General features: G+C 61.9%; 20 protein-coding genes. 10 read left to right on the top strand and 10 right to left on the bottom strand.

What is annotated here, in order from left to right; all coding sequences use genetic code 11:
- Nucleotides 1-44: 44 nt before the first annotated feature.
- The 4 genes from ACF8Q6_RS24790 to tcyJ form a co-directional block, all read right to left on the bottom strand.
- A complete protein-coding gene (locus ACF8Q6_RS24790; protein WP_392490625.1) occupies nt 45-1,286 on the bottom strand; it encodes an SfnB family sulfur acquisition oxidoreductase in 1,242 nt (413 codons plus the stop codon).
- Between the two features lie 317 nt (nt 1,287-1,603).
- Nucleotides 1,604-2,362 carry an L-cystine ABC transporter ATP-binding protein TcyN gene (gene tcyN, locus ACF8Q6_RS24785; protein ID WP_003255850.1) on the bottom strand — a complete coding sequence of 253 codons (759 nt, stop codon included), beginning with the start codon at nt 2,360-2,362 and terminating at the stop codon, nt 1,604-1,606.
- Between the two features lie 2 nt (nt 2,363-2,364).
- Nucleotides 2,365-3,033 carry a cystine ABC transporter permease gene (gene tcyL / locus ACF8Q6_RS24780; protein ID WP_003255849.1) on the bottom strand — a complete coding sequence of 223 codons (669 nt, stop codon included), beginning with the start codon at nt 3,031-3,033 and terminating at the stop codon, nt 2,365-2,367.
- A complete protein-coding gene (gene tcyJ / locus ACF8Q6_RS24775) occupies nt 3,030-3,824 on the bottom strand; it encodes a cystine ABC transporter substrate-binding protein (RefSeq protein ID WP_392494018.1) in 795 nt (264 codons plus the stop codon). Before tcyJ ends, tcyL begins: the two co-directional genes overlap by 4 nt.
- A gap of 308 nt (nt 3,825-4,132) precedes the next feature.
- Between tcyJ and epsC the strand changes: the two genes are divergently transcribed.
- The gene (epsC, locus tag ACF8Q6_RS24770; RefSeq protein ID WP_003255846.1) at nt 4,133-5,065 is read left to right on the top strand and encodes a serine O-acetyltransferase EpsC; all 933 of its coding nucleotides are present in this window, start codon (nt 4,133-4,135) and stop codon (nt 5,063-5,065) included.
- Between the two features lie 312 nt (nt 5,066-5,377).
- The gene (gene betT / locus ACF8Q6_RS24765) at nt 5,378-7,339 is read left to right on the top strand and encodes a choline transporter BetT (protein WP_010951610.1); all 1,962 of its coding nucleotides are present in this window, start codon (nt 5,378-5,380) and stop codon (nt 7,337-7,339) included.
- Between the two features lie 102 nt (nt 7,340-7,441).
- Here betT and tauD read toward each other — a convergent pair whose 3' ends face one another.
- Genes tauD through tauA form a run of 4 tightly spaced genes read right to left on the bottom strand, consistent with a single transcriptional unit; the run spans nt 7,442 to nt 10,933 of the window.
- Nucleotides 7,442-8,275 (bottom strand): taurine dioxygenase, encoded by an 834-nt coding sequence (gene tauD / locus ACF8Q6_RS24760; protein WP_392494017.1) that lies wholly within the window; start codon nt 8,273-8,275, stop codon nt 7,442-7,444.
- A 48-nt stretch (nt 8,276-8,323) separates the two neighbouring features.
- Entirely contained in the window at nt 8,324-9,163 is an 840-nt protein-coding gene (tauC, locus tag ACF8Q6_RS24755; RefSeq protein WP_392494016.1) for a taurine ABC transporter permease TauC, read from the bottom strand.
- Nucleotides 9,160-9,948: a taurine ABC transporter ATP-binding subunit gene (tauB, locus tag ACF8Q6_RS24750; protein ID WP_392494015.1), complete on the bottom strand. Its 789-nt coding sequence runs from the start codon at nt 9,946-9,948 to the stop codon at nt 9,160-9,162. The genes tauC and tauB overlap by 4 nt, the downstream gene beginning before the upstream one ends.
- 13 nt (nt 9,949-9,961) lie before the next feature.
- A complete protein-coding gene (gene tauA, locus ACF8Q6_RS24745; protein WP_392494014.1) occupies nt 9,962-10,933 on the bottom strand; it encodes a taurine ABC transporter substrate-binding protein in 972 nt (323 codons plus the stop codon).
- A gap of 511 nt (nt 10,934-11,444) precedes the next feature.
- Here tauA and ACF8Q6_RS24740 point away from each other — a divergent pair.
- The 8 genes from ACF8Q6_RS24740 to ACF8Q6_RS24705 all read left to right on the top strand — a co-directional run bounded on the left by ACF8Q6_RS24740 (nt 11,445) and on the right by ACF8Q6_RS24705 (nt 18,519).
- Nucleotides 11,445-12,785: an OprD family porin gene (locus ACF8Q6_RS24740; RefSeq protein ID WP_011953209.1), complete on the top strand. Its 1,341-nt coding sequence runs from the start codon at nt 11,445-11,447 to the stop codon at nt 12,783-12,785.
- A gap of 165 nt (nt 12,786-12,950) precedes the next feature.
- Nucleotides 12,951-13,589, top strand: coding sequence for a peroxiredoxin (locus ACF8Q6_RS24735; protein ID WP_003255836.1), 639 nt, complete (start codon nt 12,951-12,953; stop codon nt 13,587-13,589).
- Between the two features lie 217 nt (nt 13,590-13,806).
- Entirely contained in the window at nt 13,807-14,400 is a 594-nt protein-coding gene (gene ssuE / locus ACF8Q6_RS24730; RefSeq protein WP_003255835.1) for an NADPH-dependent FMN reductase, read from the top strand.
- Between the two features lie 85 nt (nt 14,401-14,485).
- Entirely contained in the window at nt 14,486-15,451 is a 966-nt protein-coding gene (locus tag ACF8Q6_RS24725; protein ID WP_392494013.1) for a sulfonate ABC transporter substrate-binding protein, read from the top strand.
- A 59-nt stretch (nt 15,452-15,510) separates the two neighbouring features.
- Complete coding sequence (ssuD, locus tag ACF8Q6_RS24720) at nt 15,511-16,659, top strand: FMNH2-dependent alkanesulfonate monooxygenase (protein WP_004576374.1); 1,149 nt, start codon at nt 15,511-15,513, stop codon at nt 16,657-16,659.
- Nucleotides 16,660-16,669: 10 nt separating this feature from the next.
- Nucleotides 16,670-17,467, top strand: coding sequence for an aliphatic sulfonate ABC transporter permease SsuC (gene ssuC, locus ACF8Q6_RS24715; protein ID WP_003255831.1), 798 nt, complete (start codon nt 16,670-16,672; stop codon nt 17,465-17,467).
- A complete protein-coding gene (gene ssuB / locus ACF8Q6_RS24710) occupies nt 17,464-18,276 on the top strand; it encodes an aliphatic sulfonates ABC transporter ATP-binding protein (RefSeq protein WP_003255830.1) in 813 nt (270 codons plus the stop codon). Before ssuC ends, ssuB begins: the two co-directional genes overlap by 4 nt.
- Before the next feature lie 27 nt (nt 18,277-18,303).
- Nucleotides 18,304-18,519 carry a molybdopterin-binding protein gene (locus tag ACF8Q6_RS24705; RefSeq protein WP_003255829.1) on the top strand — a complete coding sequence of 72 codons (216 nt, stop codon included), beginning with the start codon at nt 18,304-18,306 and terminating at the stop codon, nt 18,517-18,519.
- A 142-nt stretch (nt 18,520-18,661) separates the two neighbouring features.
- Here ACF8Q6_RS24705 and ACF8Q6_RS24700 read toward each other — a convergent pair whose 3' ends face one another.
- Both ACF8Q6_RS24700 and gshA read right to left on the bottom strand, forming a co-directional pair.
- Entirely contained in the window at nt 18,662-19,294 is a 633-nt protein-coding gene (locus ACF8Q6_RS24700) for a TetR/AcrR family transcriptional regulator (RefSeq protein ID WP_011953211.1), read from the bottom strand.
- Nucleotides 19,294-20,871, bottom strand: coding sequence for a glutamate--cysteine ligase (gshA, locus tag ACF8Q6_RS24695; RefSeq protein ID WP_392494012.1), 1,578 nt, complete (start codon nt 20,869-20,871; stop codon nt 19,294-19,296). The genes ACF8Q6_RS24700 and gshA overlap by 1 nt, the downstream gene beginning before the upstream one ends.
- Between the last annotated feature and the right edge of the window lie 113 nt (nt 20,872-20,984).

The following is a 20,984-nucleotide window of genomic DNA, read 5'->3' as shown; positions in this document are numbered from 1 at the left end:
GGCAAGCCCGCGAAGAGCTGCGTAGCAGCCCCAAAGGCAGCAAATCAGATCCAGGAATGCCGTGCAGGCAGGGTGCCGTTAAGGTGGTAAGCGCCCACCGCGTGGTACTTCCAGCGCACCGGGTCGTGCAGGGTGTGCACCCGAGCATTTCGCCAGTGGCGGTCGAGGTTGAACTCGGCAAGGGTGGCGCGGCTGCCGGCCAGCTCGAACAGCTTTTCGCTGGCCTGCAGGGCAATTTCGGTAGTCAGCACCTTGGCCTCGGCCACCGCAATCGAGGCACGTGCCGCGCTGGCTGCGTCGATAGGCGCAGCGTTGACCTCGTCGAGTACCCGAGCAGCTTTGCGCAACAGCGCTTCGGCGGCGTGCAGTTCGAGTTTCAGGCGGCCGATGTCGGCAATTACATAAGGGTCGTCACTGGCACGGTCGACGTTGGCTTCAATCCACGGCCGGGACTTTTCGCGCACGAAGGTGATCGCATCATCGATAGCTGCTTCGGCGATGCCAGCATCGATCGCCGCCTGGATCAGCTGCGAAGCGGCGCCCTGAATGTTGGGGATATCGCGCTGGCGCCAGTTGTCGATTACCAGTTCCGCGTCCACCGGCACTTGGTCCAGCAGCACGGTACCGCTGGCGGTGGTGCGCTGGCCGAACCCGGACCAGTCATCGACAATGCGCAACCCCGGGCTGCCCCGGCGCACGAATGCCAGGCGCTGGCGGCCTTCGTCGTCGAGGGCTTTTACCGCCACCCAATGGGCGAACAAGGCACCGGTGGAGTAGAACTTCTCGCCACTTATGCGGAAGCTGTCGCCGGCGCGCGTGATTCGGGCGTTGAGGGTGAGGGTATCCCTGGTGCCACGTTCAGGCCCGGCATTGCCGATGCGCCAGCCGTCGAGCACGCTGCGGAAGATCAGCGCTTGCTGCGCCTCGCTGGCCGTCAGGCGCAGCAGTTGCAGCATGCCGAACTGGTTCTGCGGGATTTGCCCCAGGGCGGGGTCGGCGGCGCTGATCAGGCGGAACACTTCGGCGACGGTTGCGAACGATACGTCGGGGCCACCGTAGGCCTTGGGTACGCTGATGCTGCCCAGACCGCTGCGGGTAAACAGTTCGATTTCGGCCCAGGGCAGTTTGCGTTGCTGGTCGCGCCGGGCAGCTTGCTCACGGGCGACCTCGGCCAGCTCGCGGGCCGCTTGCAGGGCTTCGGCGTCGTTGCGCAGTACCTTGGCCGGCAGCAGCGGGGGCGAGCTGTCCAGATCGCTATGGAATTGGGTGTTGGCTTGGCTGGGCATCAGTGCCGCTCCTTGGCTGCACTCAATGCCCTGGCGTTACGCACTGGGGTGATTGTGATCCTGACCATTCCTGACCTCACAAAATAGTTATGTCGCTACAGCTGATCGCGACAGATGTGTGCTGGTCCGGTGGTCCGGTTTATATACCCTAATGATTTATAAAAATTTTATGAACTAACTTTTTGGAATATTTATAGAAGGGGGGATTTGTTACGGGCGTGCCGGCCTCTTCGCGGGTAAACCCGCTCCTACAGATGCCTCAAGATCTGTGCATTCACTGTAGGAGCGGGTTTACCCGCGAAAGGGCCGGAACAGGTTTACTCGGAGGCCGCAGTCCCGAGGAACTTGCGCAAGAACTGCCGGGTACGTTCTTCCTTCGGCGCCGCGAACAGGGCCTTGGCTTCGCCCTGCTCCACGATCACGCCCTTGTCGAAGAAGATCACCCGGTTCGCCACGTCCCGGGCAAAGCTCATCTCGTGGGTGACGATGATCATGGTGCGCTTTTCCTCGGCCAGGCCGCGGATGGTCGCCAACACTTCACCGACCAGCTCCGGGTCCAGCGCCGAGGTCGGTTCGTCGAACAGGATTACCTCCGGTTCCATGGCCAGGGCACGGGCGATGGCCACGCGTTGCTGCTGGCCGCCGGACAGGCGCCGTGGGTAGGCGTCTTCCTTGCCCGCCAGGCCGACTTTGGCCAGCAGGCGCCGGCCGAGCTCGATGGCCTGTTCGCGAGGCGTCTTCTTGACGATCACCGGCCCCTCGATCACGTTCTCCAGGGCAGTGCGATGGGGGAACAGGTTGAAGTTCTGGAACACGAACCCGGCCTGCTGGCGCAAACGGCGAATCGCACCCTGCTGCCCGCCCAAAGGGCGGTTGGCATCGATGCTGATGGCGCCGATCTGGATCTGCCCGGCATCGGGGGTTTCCAGCAGGTTAAGGCAGCGCAGGAAGGTGGTTTTGCCCGAGCCACTGGGGCCGATGATGGCCACCACTTCACCGGGCTGCACGGTCAGGTCGATACCGTTGAGCACGGTCTGGCCCTTGAACCGCTTGGTCAGGCCTTTGACTTCAATCATGCTCAATGCTCCTGGTCATGCTGGTTGACCCGCGCTTCCATGCGGTTCTGGAAGTGCGCAAGGATGCTGCACAGCACCCAGTAGATGACCGCGACCGCCACGTACATGGTGAACACTTCGAACGTGCGCGCAGTAATCAGCTGGGCTTGGCGGAACAGCTCGGGCACCTGGATGGTTGCCGCCAGGGCAGTGTCCTTTACCAGCGAGATGAAGCTGTTGCCCAGCGGTGGCAGCGCGGTGCGCAAGGCCTGTGGCAGGATCGCCCGGCGCATGGCTTGCACGCGGGTCATGCCGATGCTGGCGGCTGCTTCCCACTGGCCCCGGTCGATCGAGGAAATGGCTGCGCGCAGGATCTCGCAGATGTAGGCCGCCATGTTCAGCGACAGGCCGATCAGCGAAGCGGGGATTGGGTCGAGCTCGATGCCGATTTGCGGCATGCCGAAATAGATCACGAACAGCTGCACCAGCAGCGGCGTGCCGCGGAAGAACGACACGTAGACCCGCGCCAGCCAGTTCAGCGGCAGAATCTTCGACAGCCGCATCAGCGCCAGGGCAAAGCCCAGCACCAGACCGAAGAACATGCCGCCGACACTGAGCAGCACCGTATAACCCGCGCCCTTCAGCAGGAAGGGCGCGGAGTCGACAACGAGTTGCAGGCTTTCAGCGATCATTTGGTGACATCGGCACCGAAGTACTTCTCAGACAGCTTGGCCAGCGTGCCGTCAGCTTTTAGCTTGTCGATGGCCTTGTTGATGGCTGCCAACAGTTCCGGCTCACCTTTGCGCAGGGCCACGCCGCTTTCCAGGCGCGAGAAGGCATCGCCAGCAAGTTGGGTGTCCTTGGCTTTTTGCGCGTATTCCAGCGCCGCCAGGCGGTCGATCAGGATGGCGTCGATGCGGCCGTTGCGCAGGTCAGCGAACTTGCTTGGGTCGTCTTCATAGGTGCGCACATCGGCTTGCGGCACGTCCTTTTTCACCCACTGTTCGTAGTTGGTGCCAAGGCCTACGCCGACCTTTTTGCCGGCCAGATCTTGTGCGCCCTTGATGTTCAGCTGCTCGGCTTTTTTCTTCAGGACCAGTGCCTGGATGCCGGAGACAGTGTAGGGCTCGGAGAAGTCGTACTTTTTCTTGCGCTCTTCGGAAATGGTCACCTGATTGACCACTACATCCAGGCGTTTGGATTCCAGCGCGGCGAGGATGCCGTCCCACTTGGTCGGCTGGACCTTGGCCTTGACCCCCAACTCCTTGGCCAGCAGCTCGGACAGCTCCACTTCGAAGCCGGTCAGTTTGCCGTTTTCGTCCTGGAAGCTGAATGGTGGGTAAGTGCCCTCGAGGCCGACGTTGATGACGCCTTTTTCCTGGATGGTCTTCAATTGCTCGCCGGCGAAAGCCTGGCTGAGCAGGCCGGCACCCAACAGGAGGGCCAGGCTGGCGTTGAGTAGCGGTTTGGCGAATTTCGACATGTCAGAGCCCCGCGCTTGTTGTCTAGGTAGTGAGGTGGCGACTATAGGGTTGGCTGATTAGGCCGGGAAATACTAAAAAATAACTTTAATATTCCTTTTTTGATTTGCGCCAGGTGCTGGCTGCTTTTGAGGGTAGGCGACGATACCCACTCCGTCATCGCGGCTTATGCCTGACTTAGTGCAGGATGGAATAAAGCGTTGTTTTTTCCAAGCCTCGGATTTGCCGTAAAGTGGATTGCAGCAGGCAGGTTCGGCCTTTTCGCGGGCCTGGCAACAAAATCAGATGGCCTATACGGCAGGAGAACACCGTGAGCGAACAACCTTCATCCGCGCATTGGCAGTTGCAGAGCATTGTCACTGGCCTGCGCGGGGCCCGTGAGCAATGGCGCACCCGTAATGGCCGCAGTATTGGCGAGCAGGGCGGGCGCGAGCTGCCGTCGCGTGAAGCGATGCGACAGATTCTGGAGCAACTGTGCGGCGCGCTGTTCCCCATGCGCCTGGGGCCAGTCGACCTGCGCGAAGAAAGTGAAGACTTCTACGTCGGCCATACCCTGGATGCCGCGCTGACCGCCTTGCTGGCCCAGGCTCGTCTTGAACTTCGCTACGCGGCACGGCAAAGCAAGGCCGAGCTGGCGGGCGTCGACGCCCGTGCGCTGAGCCTGATCCAAGGCTTTGCAGCTGCGCTACCGGAACTGCGCGTTCTGCTCGACACCGATGTGCTGGCCGCCTACCACGGCGACCCGGCAGCGCGCAGCGTCGATGAAGTGCTGCTGTGCTACCCGGGCATCCTGGCGATCATCCACCACCGGCTGGCGCATCACCTGTATAAGGCAGGGCTGCCGCTGCTGGCGCGGATCAGTTCGGAGCTGGCGCATTCGGCCACCGGTATCGACATTCACCCGGGGGCGCAGATCGGCCCGAGCTTCTTCATCGATCATGGTACGGGTGTGGTCATTGGTGAAACCGCGATCATCGGCGAGCGCGTGCGCATCTACCAGGCGGTGACCCTGGGCGCCAAGCGTTTCCCCAGCGATGAGTCGGGTACGCTGCATAAAGGCCTGCCACGCCACCCGATCGTCGAGGACGATGTGGTGATCTATGCCGGCGCCACGGTGCTGGGGCGTATTACCATCGGTAAGGGTTCGACCATTGGCGGTAATGTGTGGCTAACTCGCAGTGTGCCGGCTGAAAGCAACATTACTCAGGCCAACCTGCAGCTGGATTGCCAGGACAAGAACTGATCCCGCAGTGCAGTTGCCTGTGCTGGCCTCTTCGCGGGCAAGCCCGCGCCTACACCGAACGTACCAAATGTAGGTGCGGGTCCACCCGCAAAGAGGCCGGAACAGGACGACACCAATCAGCGCCCCAATTCGCATTGAAATCCGATCCATGTTTAACTTGAACGCTTGTTCAATGAAAAACGCTGGTCCGCTGCCGGTGTTCAACAGGAGGATTCCTTTGCTGAACCCGTTCATTCCGAACCTCACGTCATTCGACGAGGTGCACGCCCTATGAGTGCACCAAACCCTTCCCTTGCCAATGGCAAGATCCGCATGAACCCCCCGGTGTTCTACTTTGCGGCGAGTTTCATCCTCATCTTTGGCCTGGTAGTCATCTCCAACCCGCAAGCCGCAGGTGACTGGTTGCTGGCGGCGCAGAACTGGGCGGCCAACACGGTCGGCTGGTACTACATGCTGGCGATGACGCTGTACCTGGTCTTCGTGGTGGTCACCGCCTTGTCTGGCTATGGCAAGATCAAACTCGGTGCCGACCACGACGAACCCGAGTTCAGCTACCTGTCGTGGGCAGGCATGCTGTTCGCCGCCGGCATCAGCATCACGCTGTTCTTCTTCTGTGTCTCCGAACCGCTGACCCACATGCTGCAACCGCCCCAAGGCGAAGCCGGCACGGTCGAGGCCGGGCGCCAGGCGATGCAGATCCTGTTCCTGCACTGGGGCCTGCATGGCTGGGGGGTGTTCGCCTTCGTCGGCATGGCATTGGCCTATTTCGCCTACCGGCATAACCTGCCGCTGGCCCTGCGTTCGGCGCTGTACCCGCTGATTGGCAAGCGCATCAACGGCCCGATCGGTTATGCGGTGGATGGCTTCGGCATCATCGCCACGGTGTTCGGCCTGGGCGCCGACATGGGCTTTGGGGTGCTGCATCTGAACGCCGGTCTGGACTACCTGTTCGGCATCAGCCACAGCCAGTGGGTGCAGGTGATCCTCATCACCCTGATGATGGGCGCGGCTGTGGCCGTAGCCGTGGCCGGGGTGGAGAAGGGGGTGCGGGTGATGAGCGACATCAACCTGTTCCTGGCCTGTGCGCTGCTGCTGTTCGTGCTGTTCGCCGGGCCTACCCAGCACCTGTTCAACACGCTCATCCAGAACCTGGGCGACTACCTGGGTGCGTTGCCGCGCAAGAGCTTCGACGTGTATGCCTATGGTGAAAACCGCGGCTGGCTGGGCGGCTGGACCGTGTTCTACTGGGCCTGGTGGATTGCCTGGGCGCCGTTCGTGGGCCTGTTCATCGCCCGCATCTCCCGTGGCCGTACCATCCGCGAGTTCGTCTTTGGCGTGCTGCTGATTCCGCTGGGCTTCACCCTGGCGTGGATGTCGATCTTCGGCAACAGCGCCTTGGACCAGGTGATCAACCACGGCATGACCGCACTGGGCCAGTCGGCGCTGGATAACCCGTCGATGAGCCTGTACCTGCTGCTGGAAACCTACCCCTGGAGCAAGGCAGTCATCGCCACCACGGTGTTCATCAGCTTCGTGTTCTTCGTCACCTCGGCCGACTCGGGCACCGTGGTGCTGTCGACCTTGTCGGCCAAGGGCGGTGACGCTGATGAAGATGGGCCGAACTGGCTGCGTATCTTTTGGGGGGCGATGACTGCACTGATCACCAGTGCGCTGTTGTTCGCTGGCAGCATTGATTCGCTGAAGTCGGCAGTGGTGCTGACGTCGCTGCCGTTCTCGCTCATTCTGCTGTGCATGATGTGGGGGCTGCACAAGGCGTTCTACCTGGAGTCGCAGCGGCAGATCGCGCAGATGCACTCGCTGGCCCCCTTCGCCCAGTCACGTCGCGGCCGTGGCGGCTGGCGCCAGCGCCTGAGCCAGGCGGTGCACTTCCCGTCACGTGATGAGGTGTACCGTTTCATGGATGATGTGGTGCGCCCGGCGATTGCCGATGTGCGTGAAGTGTTCGAGCAGAAAGGCCTGGTGCTGATTACCCAGGACGACCCTAGCCATGACAACGTCAGCCTGAAGATTGGCCATGGCGAGGAACAGCCGTTCATTTATCAAGTGCAGATGCGTGGCTATTTCACACCATCGTTCGCCTTGGGGGGGCTGGGTACGCAGGAGTTGAAGAACCGCCGCTATTACCGGGCGGAGGTGCACCTGAGCGAAGGCAGCCAGAACTATGACCTGGTGGGCTACAGCAAGGAGCAGATCATCAACGACATCCTCGACCAGTACGAGCGGCACATGCAGTACCTGCACCTGGTCCGCTGACCAAGCTCTCCTGTCCTGGCCTCTTCGCGGGCTTGCCCACAGGCACGGCACCGGTTTCGAACCCTGTGTCGTACCTGCGGGAGGGGGCAGGGCGGGCAACCGCTAGAAGGGTGCATCCCCAAGGATGGTTGCCCGGTGCATCACCCGCCGGTTCGGCCGGTAATCATCCACCGCAAAATGCTGGGTTACGCGGTTGTCCCAGAACGCCACGTCATGCTCCTGCCAACGCCAGCGAATGCTGAACTCCGGTCGCGTCGCATGGGCGAACAGCAGCCTCAGCAGCGCATCGCTTTCCAGTTCGCTCAGTTCATTGATGCGTGTAGTGAACCCTTCATTGACGAACAACGCCTTGCGCCCGCTCACTGGATGCGTGCGCACCACCGGGTGCGACAGCGGCGGGTTGTTGCGCCGGGTAGCCTCCCAGCGCGCCAGGTCTTGCGGCGTGGTGCCAAAGCGCTCCAGCGGGAACGACTTGGTGAAGTCGTGGGTCGCGGTCAGCCCGCCCAGCATTTCACGCAGCGGCGCCGACAAGGCCTCGAAGGCCGCAATGCCGCTGGCCCAAAGGGTATCGCCACCGTAAGCAGGCAATTGCTTGGCGCTGAGTACCGCGCCCAGTGCCGGGGTCGGCAAAAAGGTCACGTCGGTGTGCCACACGGCGTTGTCGCGCACATCGGTAACCGCCGTGTCGAGCACCAGCACCTGCGGGGTGTCCGGCACGTTGGGGTAAATCGGGTGGATGTGCAGGTCGCCGAAGCGTGCGGCAAAGCGCGCCTGCTGTTCCGGGTTGATCGGCTGGTCGCGGAGGAACAGCACCTGGTGCTGGAGCAGTGCCTGTTCGATGGCATCGCGCTCTTCTGCGCTGATATCGCGGCTGATGTCCACGCCGCTGATCTGGGCGCCGAGTGCTGGGCTTAGGGGAGTGATGGTCAGGCTCATGTCGGTCTCTTCAATCGGGCGCCAGTGTGCTGGCGTGGACAATGGAATTCAGTGAATCTGCCCATGCCAGGGCACCAGCTTGCGTTGCAGGGCACGCAGGCTCATTTCCAGAGCGAAGGCGATCAGGGCGATCAGCAGGATGCCCAGCACCACCACGTCGGTGACCAGAAACTGCGCCGCCGATTGCACCATGAAGCCCAGGCCGCTGGTGGCGGCGATCAGTTCGGCAGCCACCAGGGTCGACCAGCCGACCCCCAGGCCAATGCGGATGCCGGTAAGGATGTCAGGCAATGCACTGGGCAAAATGACGTGGCGGATCAGTTGGGCCTTGGTTGCGCCCAGCGACTGCGCCGCGCGCAGCTTGGCCGGATCTACCGTGCGCACACCGGTGGCTGTGGCAATGGCGATGGGGGCGAAGATTGCCAGGTAGATCAGCAGCACTTTCGACAACTCGCCGATACCGCACCAGATGACGATCAGCGGCAGGTAGGCCAGCGGCGGGATGGGCCGGTAGAACTCGATCAGCGGGTCGAAAATGCCGCGGGCCACGCGGTTGTAGCCGATAGCGATGCCGACGGGTATTGCGGTCAGGGTCGCAGCCACCAGCGCCAGGCCGATGCGGCCCAGGCTTGCGCCCAGGTGCTGCCACAGGCTGGCATCCATGTAGCCTTGGGTCAGCAAGGTCCATGCCTTGGCCAGGATGTCGCCGGGCGAGGGCAGGAACAGGGGCTCTACCCAACCGGCAGCCGTCACCAGCCACCAGACCAGTAGCAGGCTGGCCAGGGTCAGGGTGCTGATCCAGCGGGTGGACAGTGGGCGGCGTAGCGTGGCGGCTGGCCGGGTTTGGGCGTTGTGTTTGCCGGCGACCGGCAGGTCCAGGCTGCTCATGCGCGCTCCTGCAGGCTTTGGCGTTGGGAAAACACCCGCGCCAGCACATGCTCGCGGGTTTCGATGAAGGCTGGATCGGACTTGATGGCCCGGGCCGATTCGCCAGCGGCATAGCGCTGGCCGAAGTTCAGCTGCAGGCGTTCCACTACGCGTCCCGGGTTGGGCGCCAGCAGTACCAGTTCGCTGGCGAGGAACACCGCTTCTTCGATGTCGTGGGTAATCAGGAACACCGGCTTGGCGGTGCGTTGCCAAACTTGCAATAGCAGCTCTTGCATCTGCTCACGGGTGAAGGCATCGAGGGCACCGAACGGTTCATCCATCAGCAGTACCCGAGGGTCGGCCGCCAGCGCCCGGGCAAGGCCCACGCGCTGCTTCTGGCCACCGGACAATTGCCAGATACGCCGTTCGCCGAAGCCATCGAGGTCGACCAGGGTGAGCATCTCGCGGGCCTTGGCCTCACGCTGGGCGCGGGATACGCCGGCCAGTTCGAGGCCGAAGGCGACATTGCCCAGCACGTTCTGCCATGGCAGCAGGGCATCGTCCTGGAACACCACGCCGCGTTCTGCACCGGGGCCCTGCACCGGCACACCATCGAGGGTGATGTGACCGCCACTGGGGGCGACGAAGCCGGCGATCAGGTTGAGCAGTGAGGTCTTGCCGCTGCCGGAAGGCCCCAGGGCCACCAGCAGTTGGCGTGGTCCCAGGCTCAGGTTGATGTCGGCCAGCACCGGGGTGCTGGCGCCTGGGTACTGTGCGCTGATGCGCTCCAGCTCGAGCAAGGCCATGACGGGCTCCGGATCAGTTTGGAAGGAACTTGGCGCTGACGTACGGCGAGTAGTCCGGCAGCACTGCTTCGACTTTGCCTTGCTGCTTGAGGAAGTTGGCGGTGTCCGTCAGCGCCTGGGTGGTCGGCGCGCCCAGGGCGTTGGCCTGGTCAGCGGCCAGGGGGTAGACGTTGCCCTCCAGCAGCACCGGGATGTCGCCGGCCTTGGCACCGGACAGCTTCACCAGCTTGTCTACGTTGCCCTTGTCGGCCAGCCAGGCTTTCGGGTCCTTGCGGTAGTCGGCGTAGGCATCGAGGGTGACTTTGGCAAAGGCCTTGACCACATCAGGGTGTTTCTCGGCGAAGTCCTTGCGCACGATCCAGGCATCGAAGGTAGGCGCGCCTTTCTGGGCCAGTTCGCCGGAGGTGATCAGGACCTTGCCGTTTTCCTTGGCCACGCCCAGGGCCGGGTCCCACACGTAGGTCGCATCGATGTCGCCGCGCTTCCAGGCGGCAATGATGGCCGGCGGCGCCAGGTTGAGAATCTGTACCTTGGAAGGATCGATATTCCAGCTTTTCAGTGCGGCAAGCAGGCTGTAATGCCCGGTGGACACGAACGGGACGGCGACCTTCTTGCCGATCAGGTCTTGCGGCGACTTGATGCTGTCACGGGCCACCAACGCTTCACCCGCGCCAATCTGGGTAGCGATGAGGAAGGTTTCAACCGGCAGCTTGCGGGTGGCGGCAGCGGCCAGCGGGCTGGAGCCCAGGTAGCCGATCTGCACGTCGCCGCTGGCCACGGCAGTGATCACGTCTGCGCCGTTATCAAATTTGCGCCAGTCGATGCTGGCCTTGCTGGCTTTTTCGTAGTCGCCATCGACCTGTGCCACTTTGGCCGGGTCGACAGTGGTCTGGTAGGCCACTGTCAGGTCGGCTGCCTGGGCCAACCAGCTGGTGCTGGCGAGGGTCAGGGCGGCGAACAGGCGCAGCGGAGCGTGCGGGATCATGGTTGAACCTCTCGTCAGGCAAGTCGGGTTGGATGACGAGAAGGCTAAATGATCTAAGAAAATTAAAATAAATAACTTTTTTGCATTAGCTTAGGAGCCAAACGCTTTAAAGCCAGGCGTTTCGCAGGCGAACAAGGGGTGAGTGCGCCATGACCCAAATCAGAGAGGCGTGCGAGGCGTTTAGTCCCGATAGAACGATTTGGCATTAGGTTATGAGCAAACGTTTGCAAATAACCAAAAGTTATTAAATGGGTCGCAGCTACAACGAATGGCAGTAAAGGTTCCTAATATATTCCTTAAAAGTCTTACAAATTCATAAAACAGTCATTTTGGATTTATAGGATTGTCATTATCCTGTAGCGCAGGTGGCGTCTTAGACCAAAGTCGCGAAATGTTTAGAAACGATTGACTTAACGGTCACGCTTTGGGACTAAATCGCCCATCCCGGTGAGCGGGGCATCAGACCCCTCCGCCAGAGATACACAAAAATTAGAACGTAGAGGAGCAAAACATGTACAAGTCCAGCCTGGCTCTGGCCGTGGCACTGGGGGTTCTCGCCCAACAAGCAGGCGCTGCCGGTTTCGTTGAGGACAGCAAACTGTCGCTCAGCTCGCGCACCATGTACTTCAACAACGACAACCGTGAAGATCACGCAAGACCTGGTGCGGAGCGCCCGGACCAGCGTGAGTCGGGCCAGGGCTTCAAGCTCGACTACATCTCGGGCTTTACCCAAGGCACCGTAGGCTTTGGTGTTGATGCCCAAGCGCTGTGGGGTATTCACCTGGATGGCGGCGAGGGTTACCACAAGTCCGGCTTCTTCCCGGATGACGGCAAAGGTTCTGCAGCCCAGTGGGCTCGTTTCGGTGCCAATGCCAAGGCGCGCTTCTCCAAGACCGAAGCGCATTTCGGTAGCGCGCTCGCACCGAACCTGCCGATCCTGGTTTCCAACGATGGTCGTCTGCTGCCACAAACCTTCGAGGGTGGCACCATCCAGTCGAAGGAAATCGACAACCTGACCATCAACGCGGGTCAGCTGACCCACGCCATGGGCCGTGCTTCGAGCAACCGTACCGGTCTGTCTGTCGCCGGTTCCAATGCCGAGAGCAACAAGTTCCGCTACGGTGGCCTGGACTACAAGCTCACTCCAGACCTGACCCTGCAGTACTACTACTCGAACCTGGAAGACTTCTACAAGCAGCACTTCCTGGGCGCGACCCACGTGTTCAAGATCGCTGACGACCAGTCGTTCAAGACCGACCTGCGCTACTTCGACAGCAGCAGCGACGGCAAGAATGGCAACGACAGCGCTTACAACTTCAACAACAACGGTGGCTACGCCAAAAACACCGGCGAGATCGACAACAAGACCTGGTCCGCCATGTTCACCTATACCTTGGGTGGCCACGCGCTGATGCTCGGTCACCAGCAAGTGGGTGACGACGGTGGCTTCGTATGGTTGAACCAGGGCAGCCTGAGCAACGACAGCGGCACCTCGGAAGGTGCTGGCGGCTCCAGCTTCTACCTGTTCACCGACAGCATGATCAACCAGTTCGCCCGTGCTGGTGAAAACACCACCTTCGGTCAGTACTCCTATGACTTCGCGGCGCTGGGTGTGCCAGGCCTGAAGGCGTCGGTTGCTTACCTGCGTGGTGACGATATCCGCAACAAGTCGGGCAGCGGTACCTACAATGAATGGGAACGCGATGCGCGCATCGACTACACCCTCCAGGAAGGTGCCCTCAAAGGCTTGGGCTTCAGCCTGCGCCAAGGCGTGTACCGTGGTGCCGGCGAGAGCAGTGCCGACCAGGATCAGGCTCGCTTCATCGTGAACTACACTTACAGCTTCCTGTAAGTCGTAGCCACAAAGAAAGCCTCGCCTAGTGCGAGGCTTTTTTGTGCCTGCTAATTCGTATGCGTTATGGTTATAAATAAATCGTTATTTATTCTTTTTATTTTTAACTGAATGCAGGCACATTGAGCCCATACGGTACAGAACCCAGCCCAGGAGCCGCAGCCCATGAGCCTCAAACTCGGCGATATCGCCCCCGATTTCGAACAGGATTCCAGCGAAGGCAAGATCCGCTTCCACGAGTGGCTGGGCAACAGCTGGGGGGTGTTGTTCTCCCACCCGGCCGACTTCACCCCGGTGTGCACCACCGAGTTGGGCCTGACCGCCAAGCTGAAGGACGAATTTGCCAAGCGCGGGGTCAAGGCCATCGCCCTGTCGGTGGACCCGGTCGACTCGCATCACAAGTGGATCGATGACATCAACGAAACACAGAATACCGTGGTCAACTTCCCGATCATTGCTGACGCTGACCGCAAAGTGTCCGACCTTTACGACCTGATCCACCCGAACGCCAGCGACACCCTGACCGTGCGCTCGCTGTTCATCATCGACCCGAATAAAAAGGTGCGCCTGACCATTACCTACCCGGCCAGTACCGGGCGCAACTTCAACGAAATTCTGCGGGTGATCGACTCGCTGCAGCTGACCGACAACCACAAGGTCGCCACACCGGGTAACTGGCAGGACGGTGACGAAGTGGTGATCGTGCCTTCGCTCAAAGACGAGGAGGAGATCAAGCAGCGCTTCCCCAAAGGTTACCGGGCGGTCAAACCCTATCTGCGCCTGACCCCTCAACCCAATCGTTAATGGATTCCTCGTTGCATTGCTCTTAGCCAAGCAGGGATTTTCGGGCCGTTTCGACGGCCCTTTTTTATGCCTGTAAAAACTGTGGGAGCGGGCGCGCCCGCGAGGAGGGCTTTATGGGAAAAGACAATAATGGAATAAACAAATGAAAAAATATGATTTCTAGATATATGTGGCAGCTGTTAATGTCACCTCCAACAGAACACAAGGAAGCGCAGCAATGCTGGTCGTCTCAATCGGTGGTAGCCCAAGTCTCCGTTCACGCTCCGGCGTGCTGCTCGAGCGTTCGCGCCAGTGGCTGCAGGATCGCGGCGTTGAAGTGGTGACATTCCAAGTGCGTGACTTTCCCGCCGAAGACCTGCTGCATGCCCGCTTCGACAGCCCGCATGTGCAACACTTTCAACAGCTGGTGGCCCAGGCCGATGGCCTGATCGTCTCCACCCCGGTGTACAAGGCTTCGTTTTCCGGTGCCCTGAAAACCTTGCTTGACCTGCTGCCCGAGCGCGCCCTGGCCCACAAGATCGTGTTGCCCATCGCCACTGGCGGCAGCATCGCCCACATGCTGGCGGTGGATTACGCATTGAAGCCGGTGCTGTCGGCACTCAAGGCACAAGAGACCCTGCAAGGGATCTTTGCCGACGACAGCCAGGTGGCTTACGCAGAAGGCACAAAGCCCGCACAGTTGGTACAGGCGCTGGAAGAACGCCTGCACGACTCGCTGGAAACCTTCCACGTCGCCCTGGCCCGTCGGCCGCGCCCCGTGGCCCCTGGCGTACTGAACGAACGTCTGATCAGCGCTCGCTGGAGCATCTGAACGGCGTTACCCGCTTCACCACCTTACTCGCCCGTTAACGAGGCAAGCAGGTGCAACCCGAACCCCATTCGCACAGGAGAGCGCCATGCGCACAGTCTTCTTGCGTCGTGGTCTGGTCGCCCTGTTTGCGGCGGCTGTGTCCTTCGGCGCCATTACCCAAGCCCAGGCCGAGAGCCTGCGTATCGGTTACCAGAAATACGGCACCTTGGTGCTGCTCAAGGCCAAGGGCACGCTGGAGAAGCGCCTGGCCGAGCAGGGAGTACAGGTGCAATGGACCGAATTCCCCGGCGGCCCGCAGCTGCTTGAAGGGCTGAACGTCGGTTCCATCGATTTCGGCGTAACCGGCGAGACCCCGCCTGTGTTCGCTCAGGCCGCTGGCGCCGACCTGCTCTACGTGGCCTACGAGCCGCCAGCGCCGCACAGCGAAGCGATCCTGGTGCCCAAAGGCTCGCCGATCCAGTCGGTGAAGGACCTCAAGGGTAAAAAGGTCGTCCTCAACAAAGGCTCCAACGTGCACTACCTGCTGGTCCGCGCCCTGGAAGACGCCGGCCTCAAGTACAGCGACATCCAGCCTGTCTACCTGCCGCCGGCCGACGCCCGCGCCGCCTTCGAGCGCGGCAGCGTGGATGCCTGGGTGATCTGGGACCCTTACCAGGCCGCCGCCGAGCAGCAGCTGCAAGCGCGCGCCCTGCGTGACGGCAAGGGCCTGGTCGACAACCACCAGTTCTACCTCGCCACCCGCAACTATGCGACACAGCACCCTGCGGTGATCAACACCGTGATCGAGGAAGTGCGCGCCGTGGGTGAATGGTCCCAGGCCAACCCGCAAGAGGTGACCGACCAGGTTGCCCCGCTGCTCGGCCTGCCTGCCGACATCACCCTGACCTCTGTCAAACGCCAAGGCTACGGCGCTGCGCCGCTGACCCCGGACGTGGTGGCCGCGCAGCAGAAGATCGCCGACACGTTCCAGGCGCTGAAGCTTATTCCCAAGCCGCTGAGCATCAAGGACGTGATCTGGACACCCCCTGCCAAAGTCGCTAGCGCGCCTTGATTGACTGCCAGTGCCGGGGCGCCGCTCCGGCTAGAGCCACCCTTGAGGAGACGACTCCAATGAGCCTTAACATTTTCTGGTTCCTCCCAACCCACGGTGACGGCAAGTACCTGGGCACTTCCGAAGGCGCACGTGCGGTCGACCACGGTTACCTGCAGCAGATCGCGCAGGCCGCCGACCGCCTTGGTTTTGGTGGGGTACTGATCCCGACCGGGCGCTCCTGCGAGGACTCCTGGCTGGTGGCCGCGTCGCTGATCCCCGTGACCCAGCGCCTGAAGTTCCTTGTAGCCCTGCGTCCGGGCATCATTTCACCGACCGTGGCAGCACGCCAGGCGGCCACCCTCGATCGCTTGTCCAATGGCCGTGCGCTATTCAACCTGGTGACCGGTGGTGATCCGGACGAGCTGGCGGGTGACGGCCTGCACCTGAACCATCAGGAGCGTTACGAAGCCTCGGTCGAGTTCACCCGTATCTGGCGCAAGGTGCTGGAAGGCGAAAACGTCGATTACGACGGTAAGCACATCCAGGTAAAGGGCGCCAAGCTGCTCTACCCGCCGATTCAGCAACCACGCCCACCGCTGTATTTCGGCGGCTCGTCCGAGGCCGCCCAGGACCTGGCGGCCGAACAGGTCGAGCTGTACCTGACCTGGGGCGAGCCACCGGCAGCCGTTGCCGAGAAGATCGCACAGGTGCGCGAAAAAGCGGCTGCTCAAGGGCGCGAAGTACGCTTCGGTATCCGCCTGCACGTGATCGTGCGGGAAACCAACGAAGAGGCTTGGGCCGCCGCCGAGCGCCTGATCTCGCACCTGGACGATGACACCATCTCCCGCGCCCAGGCCTCACTGGCGCGATTCGACTCGGTGGGCCAGCAACGCATGGCCGCGCTGCACGGCGGCAACCGCGACAACCTGGAAGTCAGCCCCAACCTGTGGGCAGGTGTTGGCCTGGTACGGGGCGGCGCGGGTACCGCGCTGGTGGGCGACGGCCCTACCGTGGCAGCACGGGTCAAGGAATATGCCGACTTGGGTATCGATACCTTCATCTTCTCGGGTTATCCACACCTGGAAGAGTCTTACCGCGTGGCGGAGCTGCTGTTCCCGCACCTGGATGTGCAGCGCCCAGAGCAGCCGAAAACCGGTGGTTATGTAAGCCCGTTCGGCGAAATGGTGGCCAACGACATCCTGCCCAAATCTGTGTCGCAGAGCTGAGGGCCTGGCCATGAGTCGTGCAACTTCTTCCAACCTGACCCAGCGCCTGGCGCCGTGGGCGCTGCCGGTGCTGCTGTTGGCCATATGGCAACTGGCCGTCAGCGCTGGCTGGCTGTCGACGCGTATCCTGCCGGCACCTAGCGCAGTGGTAAGCGCGGGCGTCGAGCTGGTGCGCAGCGGCGAAATCTGGACCCACCTGGCCATCAGCGGCTGGCGTGCAGGCCTGGGCTTTGTCATCGGCGGCAGCATCGGCCTGGTACTGGGCTTCATCACCGGCTTATCGAATTGGGGGGAACGCCTGCTCGACAGCTCGGTACAGATGATCCGCAACGTGCCGCACCTCGCGCTCATACCGCTGGTGATTCTGTGGTTCGGTATCGACGAATCGGCAAAGATCTTTCTGGTCGCGCTGGGCACGTTGTTCCCGATCTACCTGAACACCTACCACGGCATTCGCAACGTTGACCCAGCGTTGGTGGAAATGGCGCGCAGTTACGGCTTGTCCGGCTTCGGCCTGTTCCGCCAGGTGATCCTGCCGGGGGCGCTGCCTTCGATCCTGGTGGGCGTGCGTTTCGCCTTGGGCTTCATGTGGCTGACGCTGATTGTTGCCGAAACCATTTCGGCCAACGCCGGCATTGGTTACCTGGCAATGAATGCTCGCGAATTTCTTCAGACCGACGTGGTAGTGCTGGCCATCGTCCTGTATGCCGTACTCGGCAAGCTTGCCGACCTTGCGGCCCGAGGCCTGGAGCGTGTGTGGCTGCGCTGGCACCCGGCCTATCAAGTTGCCAGGAAGGAGGGCGCATGACCGTGCTCAAGGAACAGCCACCACGCCTGCTGCGTGGCACCCCGCTGGCCTCCAAGGGCCTGCGCAAGACTTTTGGCCAACGCGAAGTTCTGAAGGGTATCGACCTGCACATTCCGGCCGGCCAGTTCGTGGCCATTGTCGGCCGCAGCGGCTGCGGCAAGAGCACTTTGCTGCGGCTGCTGGCCGGGCTGGACCAGCCCACCGCCGGGCAACTGCTGGCGGGTGCCGCGCCGCTGGAAGAGGCCCGTGAAGAAACCCGCCTGATGTTCCAGGACGCGCGGCTGCTGCCGTGGAAGAAGGTGATCGACAACGTTGGCCTTGGGCTGTCTGGTGACTGGCGACAGCGTGCGCTGGAGGCCTTGGATGCGGTTGGCCTGGCCGACCGCGCCAACGAATGGCCGGCGGCGCTCTCGGGAGGCCAGAAGCAGCGCGTGGCTTTGGCCCGAGCCTTGATTCACCAGCCCCGCCTGCTGCTGCTGGACGAGCCACTGGGGGCGCTGGATGCATTGACCCGCATCGAGATGCAGCAACTGATCGAACGCCTGTGGCGTCAGCACGGCTTCACTGTGCTGCTGGTGACCCACGACGTCAGCGAGGCGGTTGCCGTGGCTGACCGGGTGATCCTGATTGAGGACGGCGAGGTCGGGCTCGACCTCACTGTTGACCTAGCACGGCCCCGGGCGCGTGGTTCGCACCGTCTGGCCGCGCTGGAAAGCGAAGTGCTCAACCGTGTTCTGTCCACCCCGGGCACTGCGCCCGAGCCGGATCCTGTAGCCCCTCTGCCCACGCAACTGCGCTGGGCGCACTGAATCCCAAAAGCAAAAAGGAAGAAAACCATGACTATCAAAGCCATCAATGTTCGCAACCAGTTCAAAGGTACTGTGAAAGAAATCCTCGAAGGCCCGGTACTGTCGGAAATAGACGTGCAGACGGCTTCGGGTATCGTCACTTCGGTGATTACCACCCGTTCCGTGCGTGAGCTGGAGTTGCAGGTGGGCAGTGAAGTGATTGCCTTTGTGAAGTCGACTGAAGTGTCTATCGCCAAGCTGTGATGCGGCGGGTCGATATTGGGGCTGCTTTGCAGCCCTTCGCGGGCAAGCCCGCTCCCACAGATACTTCGCAAGCTCCAGGGTGCGCGCGGGCTCTGTGGGAGCGGGCTTGCCCGCGAAGGGCCGCCAAGCGGCCCCAGATTTCTCAGCGGGAACGCTTGGCCAGAAACGGCGGCAGGTACAACCCTAGATACGCCTCGAATACACGCTTGCCTTCCTCGGCCATGCGCGGGGTGATCGCCTCGTGCAACTGCACCGACCGCGCATACACCCGGTCGCTCAATTCCATGGCCAAGGCAAACACGTCCACATCCAGTGGCATCACCGGCAGGTGAAAATGCTGGTCGAACAACGTGTGCATCAAGTCGCCCAGTTCCATGTCGTGCTGCCGGTCGGCCTGCACCACCTCGCTCAGGCCATGCTGCGCCAGGATCAACTGCCGCGCCGCTGCATCCTCGTGATAGATATCAAGCATGCGTTGTTCGATCAGCCGTGACAGTTCGTGCCAGGTGCTGAACGCGCTGCTGTCGATCGGAGCGCTCAGGGCTTCGCGAAACGCCCGGTGCACATCTGCAGTAAGTGCCTCCAGCAAGGCCGGCACGCTGGCGAAGAAGTGATACACCGACGAAGGCGGAATCTGCGCCCGCTCGGCCACGCTGTAGATAGAAAGTGCTGCCACCCCTTGCTCGGCCAACAGCTCACGCGCAGCCGCCAGGATCGCTTCGATCCTGGCCTGGCTGCTGGCGCGCGGTTTGCGCGGGGTGGTGGTGCGGTTCATCAGCTGCTGATTGCCAGGATGCTGGCCTGGTAGGCGCCGACGAACAGGTCGAAATCACCGACTTCGTCTCGCTCCAGCTCGGACTGCCTGGCGAGCGACTCGCGGGCCAGCGTCTCGAATGCTTGCTGCTTTTCGTTGCTCAGCGGTTGCTCGCGGAAAGTCTCGGCGTGCACACGGCTCTGGCGCAGCGAGAACTGGACGAAACTCTCGTCATGCTCGGTCATGCGTGCCAGCACCTGGGCCGACGGGGTCAGCGAGGTGTCGTCGACCTTGGCCTGCTGCGCATCCAGGGCCTTGGCGTGCTCATCAGAGCCTTGCGCCTGGTCGAGCAGATTGGCCAATTGGCGGATACGCCCGATCAGCTCGCTGGCCCAGTCTTTCAGGCTGATCGGCTGGCCATTGCGGTGCAACTCCAGGCCCGGACGACGGCCTTCCTTGACCACGGTCAGGAAGTTGCTGGTGCACTGGCCGCACTCACCGTTGTCCAGTTGCGGGCTGTCTTCCAAGGCGCAGAACAGCAGGAATGCGTCGAGGAAGCGCGCCTCGGTCAGGTCGATACCGACCGGCAGGAACGGGTTGATGTCCAGGCAACGCACTTCCACATACTGCACGCCCCGCGAGGTCAGGGCCTGGATCGGCCGCTCGCCGGTGTAGGTGACGCGCTTGGGGCGGATGTTCGAGTAGTACTCGTTTTCGATCTGCAGAATGTTGGTGTTCAGCTGAACCCACTCGCCATCCACATGCGTGCCGATTTCAACGTAAGGCGGGTAGGGCGTGCCAACGGCCTTGCGCAGGCTGTCGGTGTAGCTGGCCAGGTTGTTGTAGCAGGGCGTCAGGCCGGCCTGGGCGTTGCTCTGGTAACCCAGGTCGCTCATGCGCAGGCTGGTGGCATAAGGCAGGAACAGGGTTTCGGCATCCAGCTCTTCGAGCTGGTGCGGGCGGCCACGCAGGAAGCCTTTGTCCAGGGCCGGCGAGGCGCCGAACAGGTACATCAGCAGCCAGCTGTAGCGGCGGAAGTTACGAATCAGCGCGATGTAGGCCGACGACTGGTAGTCGCGGTCATTTTCCGTACTGCCTTCGGCTTCGCGCAGCAGTGGCCAAAGCGCTTCGGGCAGCGAGAAGTTGTAATGAATACCGGCGATGCACTGCATGGTGCGGCCGTAACGCAGGGCCAGGCCCTTGCGGTAGACGTGTTTGAGCTTGCCGATATTCGAGCTGCCGTACTCGGCGATCGGGATGTCCTCCTCGGCCGGCAGCGTGCACGGCATCGACGGGCTCCACAGGTATTCGTCGCCCAGCTTGCTGTAGACGAAACGGTGGGTCTCTTCGAGGCTTTCGAGCACCTTGGCCGGATCGGCCAGGGCCGGGGTGATGAACTCCAGCAGCGACTCGGAATAGTCGGTGGTGATCTGCTCGTTGGTCAGCGCCGATCCCAGTGCTTCCGGGTGCGGGGTCTGGGCCAGGCGACCTTCATCGGTCACGCGCAGGCATTCGCGCTCAATACCGTGCAGGCACTGCTTGAGCAGGGGGAGATTGGCGCCGAGCAGGCTCAGGCGGCGGTTGAGGAGTTCGCTCAAGATGTATTCCTTCACGCGTCAGTCGCCCCAATATGGGGGTAGAGATAACGGTCTACAAGGGTAGGAAGAAAGGAACTGGCGTTGTCGCCTGGTTTACGCGGTTCCAGCAGTGC

It is taken from the genome of Pseudomonas sp. GLN_2 (assembly GCF_043106005.1).
In the GTDB taxonomy this organism is placed as follows: domain Bacteria; phylum Pseudomonadota; class Gammaproteobacteria; order Pseudomonadales; family Pseudomonadaceae; genus Aquipseudomonas; species Aquipseudomonas alloputida.
This window is presented reverse-complemented; position numbering and strand designations above follow the sequence as displayed.

Coding starts and splice junctions, on each gene's coding strand:
- ACF8Q6_RS24790 (WP_392490625.1), bottom strand. CDS start 1,286: ATGCCCAGCCAAGCCAACACCCAATTCCATAGCGATCTGGACAGCTCG.
- tcyN (WP_003255850.1), bottom strand. CDS start 2,362: ATGATTGAAGTCAAAGGCCTGACCAAGCGGTTCAAGGGCCAGACCGTG.
- tcyL (WP_003255849.1), bottom strand. CDS start 3,033: ATGATCGCTGAAAGCCTGCAACTCGTTGTCGACTCCGCGCCCTTCCTG.
- tcyJ (WP_392494018.1), bottom strand. CDS start 3,824: ATGTCGAAATTCGCCAAACCGCTACTCAACGCCAGCCTGGCCCTCCTG.
- betT (WP_010951610.1), top strand. CDS start 5,378: ATGAACCCCCCGGTGTTCTACTTTGCGGCGAGTTTCATCCTCATCTTT.
- tauD (WP_392494017.1), bottom strand. CDS start 8,275: ATGAGCCTGACCATCACTCCCCTAAGCCCAGCACTCGGCGCCCAGATC.
- tauC (WP_392494016.1), bottom strand. CDS start 9,163: ATGAGCAGCCTGGACCTGCCGGTCGCCGGCAAACACAACGCCCAAACC.
- tauB (WP_392494015.1), bottom strand. CDS start 9,948: ATGGCCTTGCTCGAGCTGGAGCGCATCAGCGCACAGTACCCAGGCGCC.
- tauA (WP_392494014.1), bottom strand. CDS start 10,933: ATGATCCCGCACGCTCCGCTGCGCCTGTTCGCCGCCCTGACCCTCGCC.
- ACF8Q6_RS24740 (WP_011953209.1), top strand. CDS start 11,445: ATGTACAAGTCCAGCCTGGCTCTGGCCGTGGCACTGGGGGTTCTCGCC.
- ACF8Q6_RS24735 (WP_003255836.1), top strand. CDS start 12,951: ATGAGCCTCAAACTCGGCGATATCGCCCCCGATTTCGAACAGGATTCC.
- ssuE (WP_003255835.1), top strand. CDS start 13,807: ATGCTGGTCGTCTCAATCGGTGGTAGCCCAAGTCTCCGTTCACGCTCC.
- ACF8Q6_RS24725 (WP_392494013.1), top strand. CDS start 14,486: ATGCGCACAGTCTTCTTGCGTCGTGGTCTGGTCGCCCTGTTTGCGGCG.
- ssuD (WP_004576374.1), top strand. CDS start 15,511: ATGAGCCTTAACATTTTCTGGTTCCTCCCAACCCACGGTGACGGCAAG.
- ssuC (WP_003255831.1), top strand. CDS start 16,670: ATGAGTCGTGCAACTTCTTCCAACCTGACCCAGCGCCTGGCGCCGTGG.
- ssuB (WP_003255830.1), top strand. CDS start 17,464: ATGACCGTGCTCAAGGAACAGCCACCACGCCTGCTGCGTGGCACCCCG.
- ACF8Q6_RS24705 (WP_003255829.1), top strand. CDS start 18,304: ATGACTATCAAAGCCATCAATGTTCGCAACCAGTTCAAAGGTACTGTG.
- ACF8Q6_RS24700 (WP_011953211.1), bottom strand. CDS start 19,294: ATGAACCGCACCACCACCCCGCGCAAACCGCGCGCCAGCAGCCAGGCC.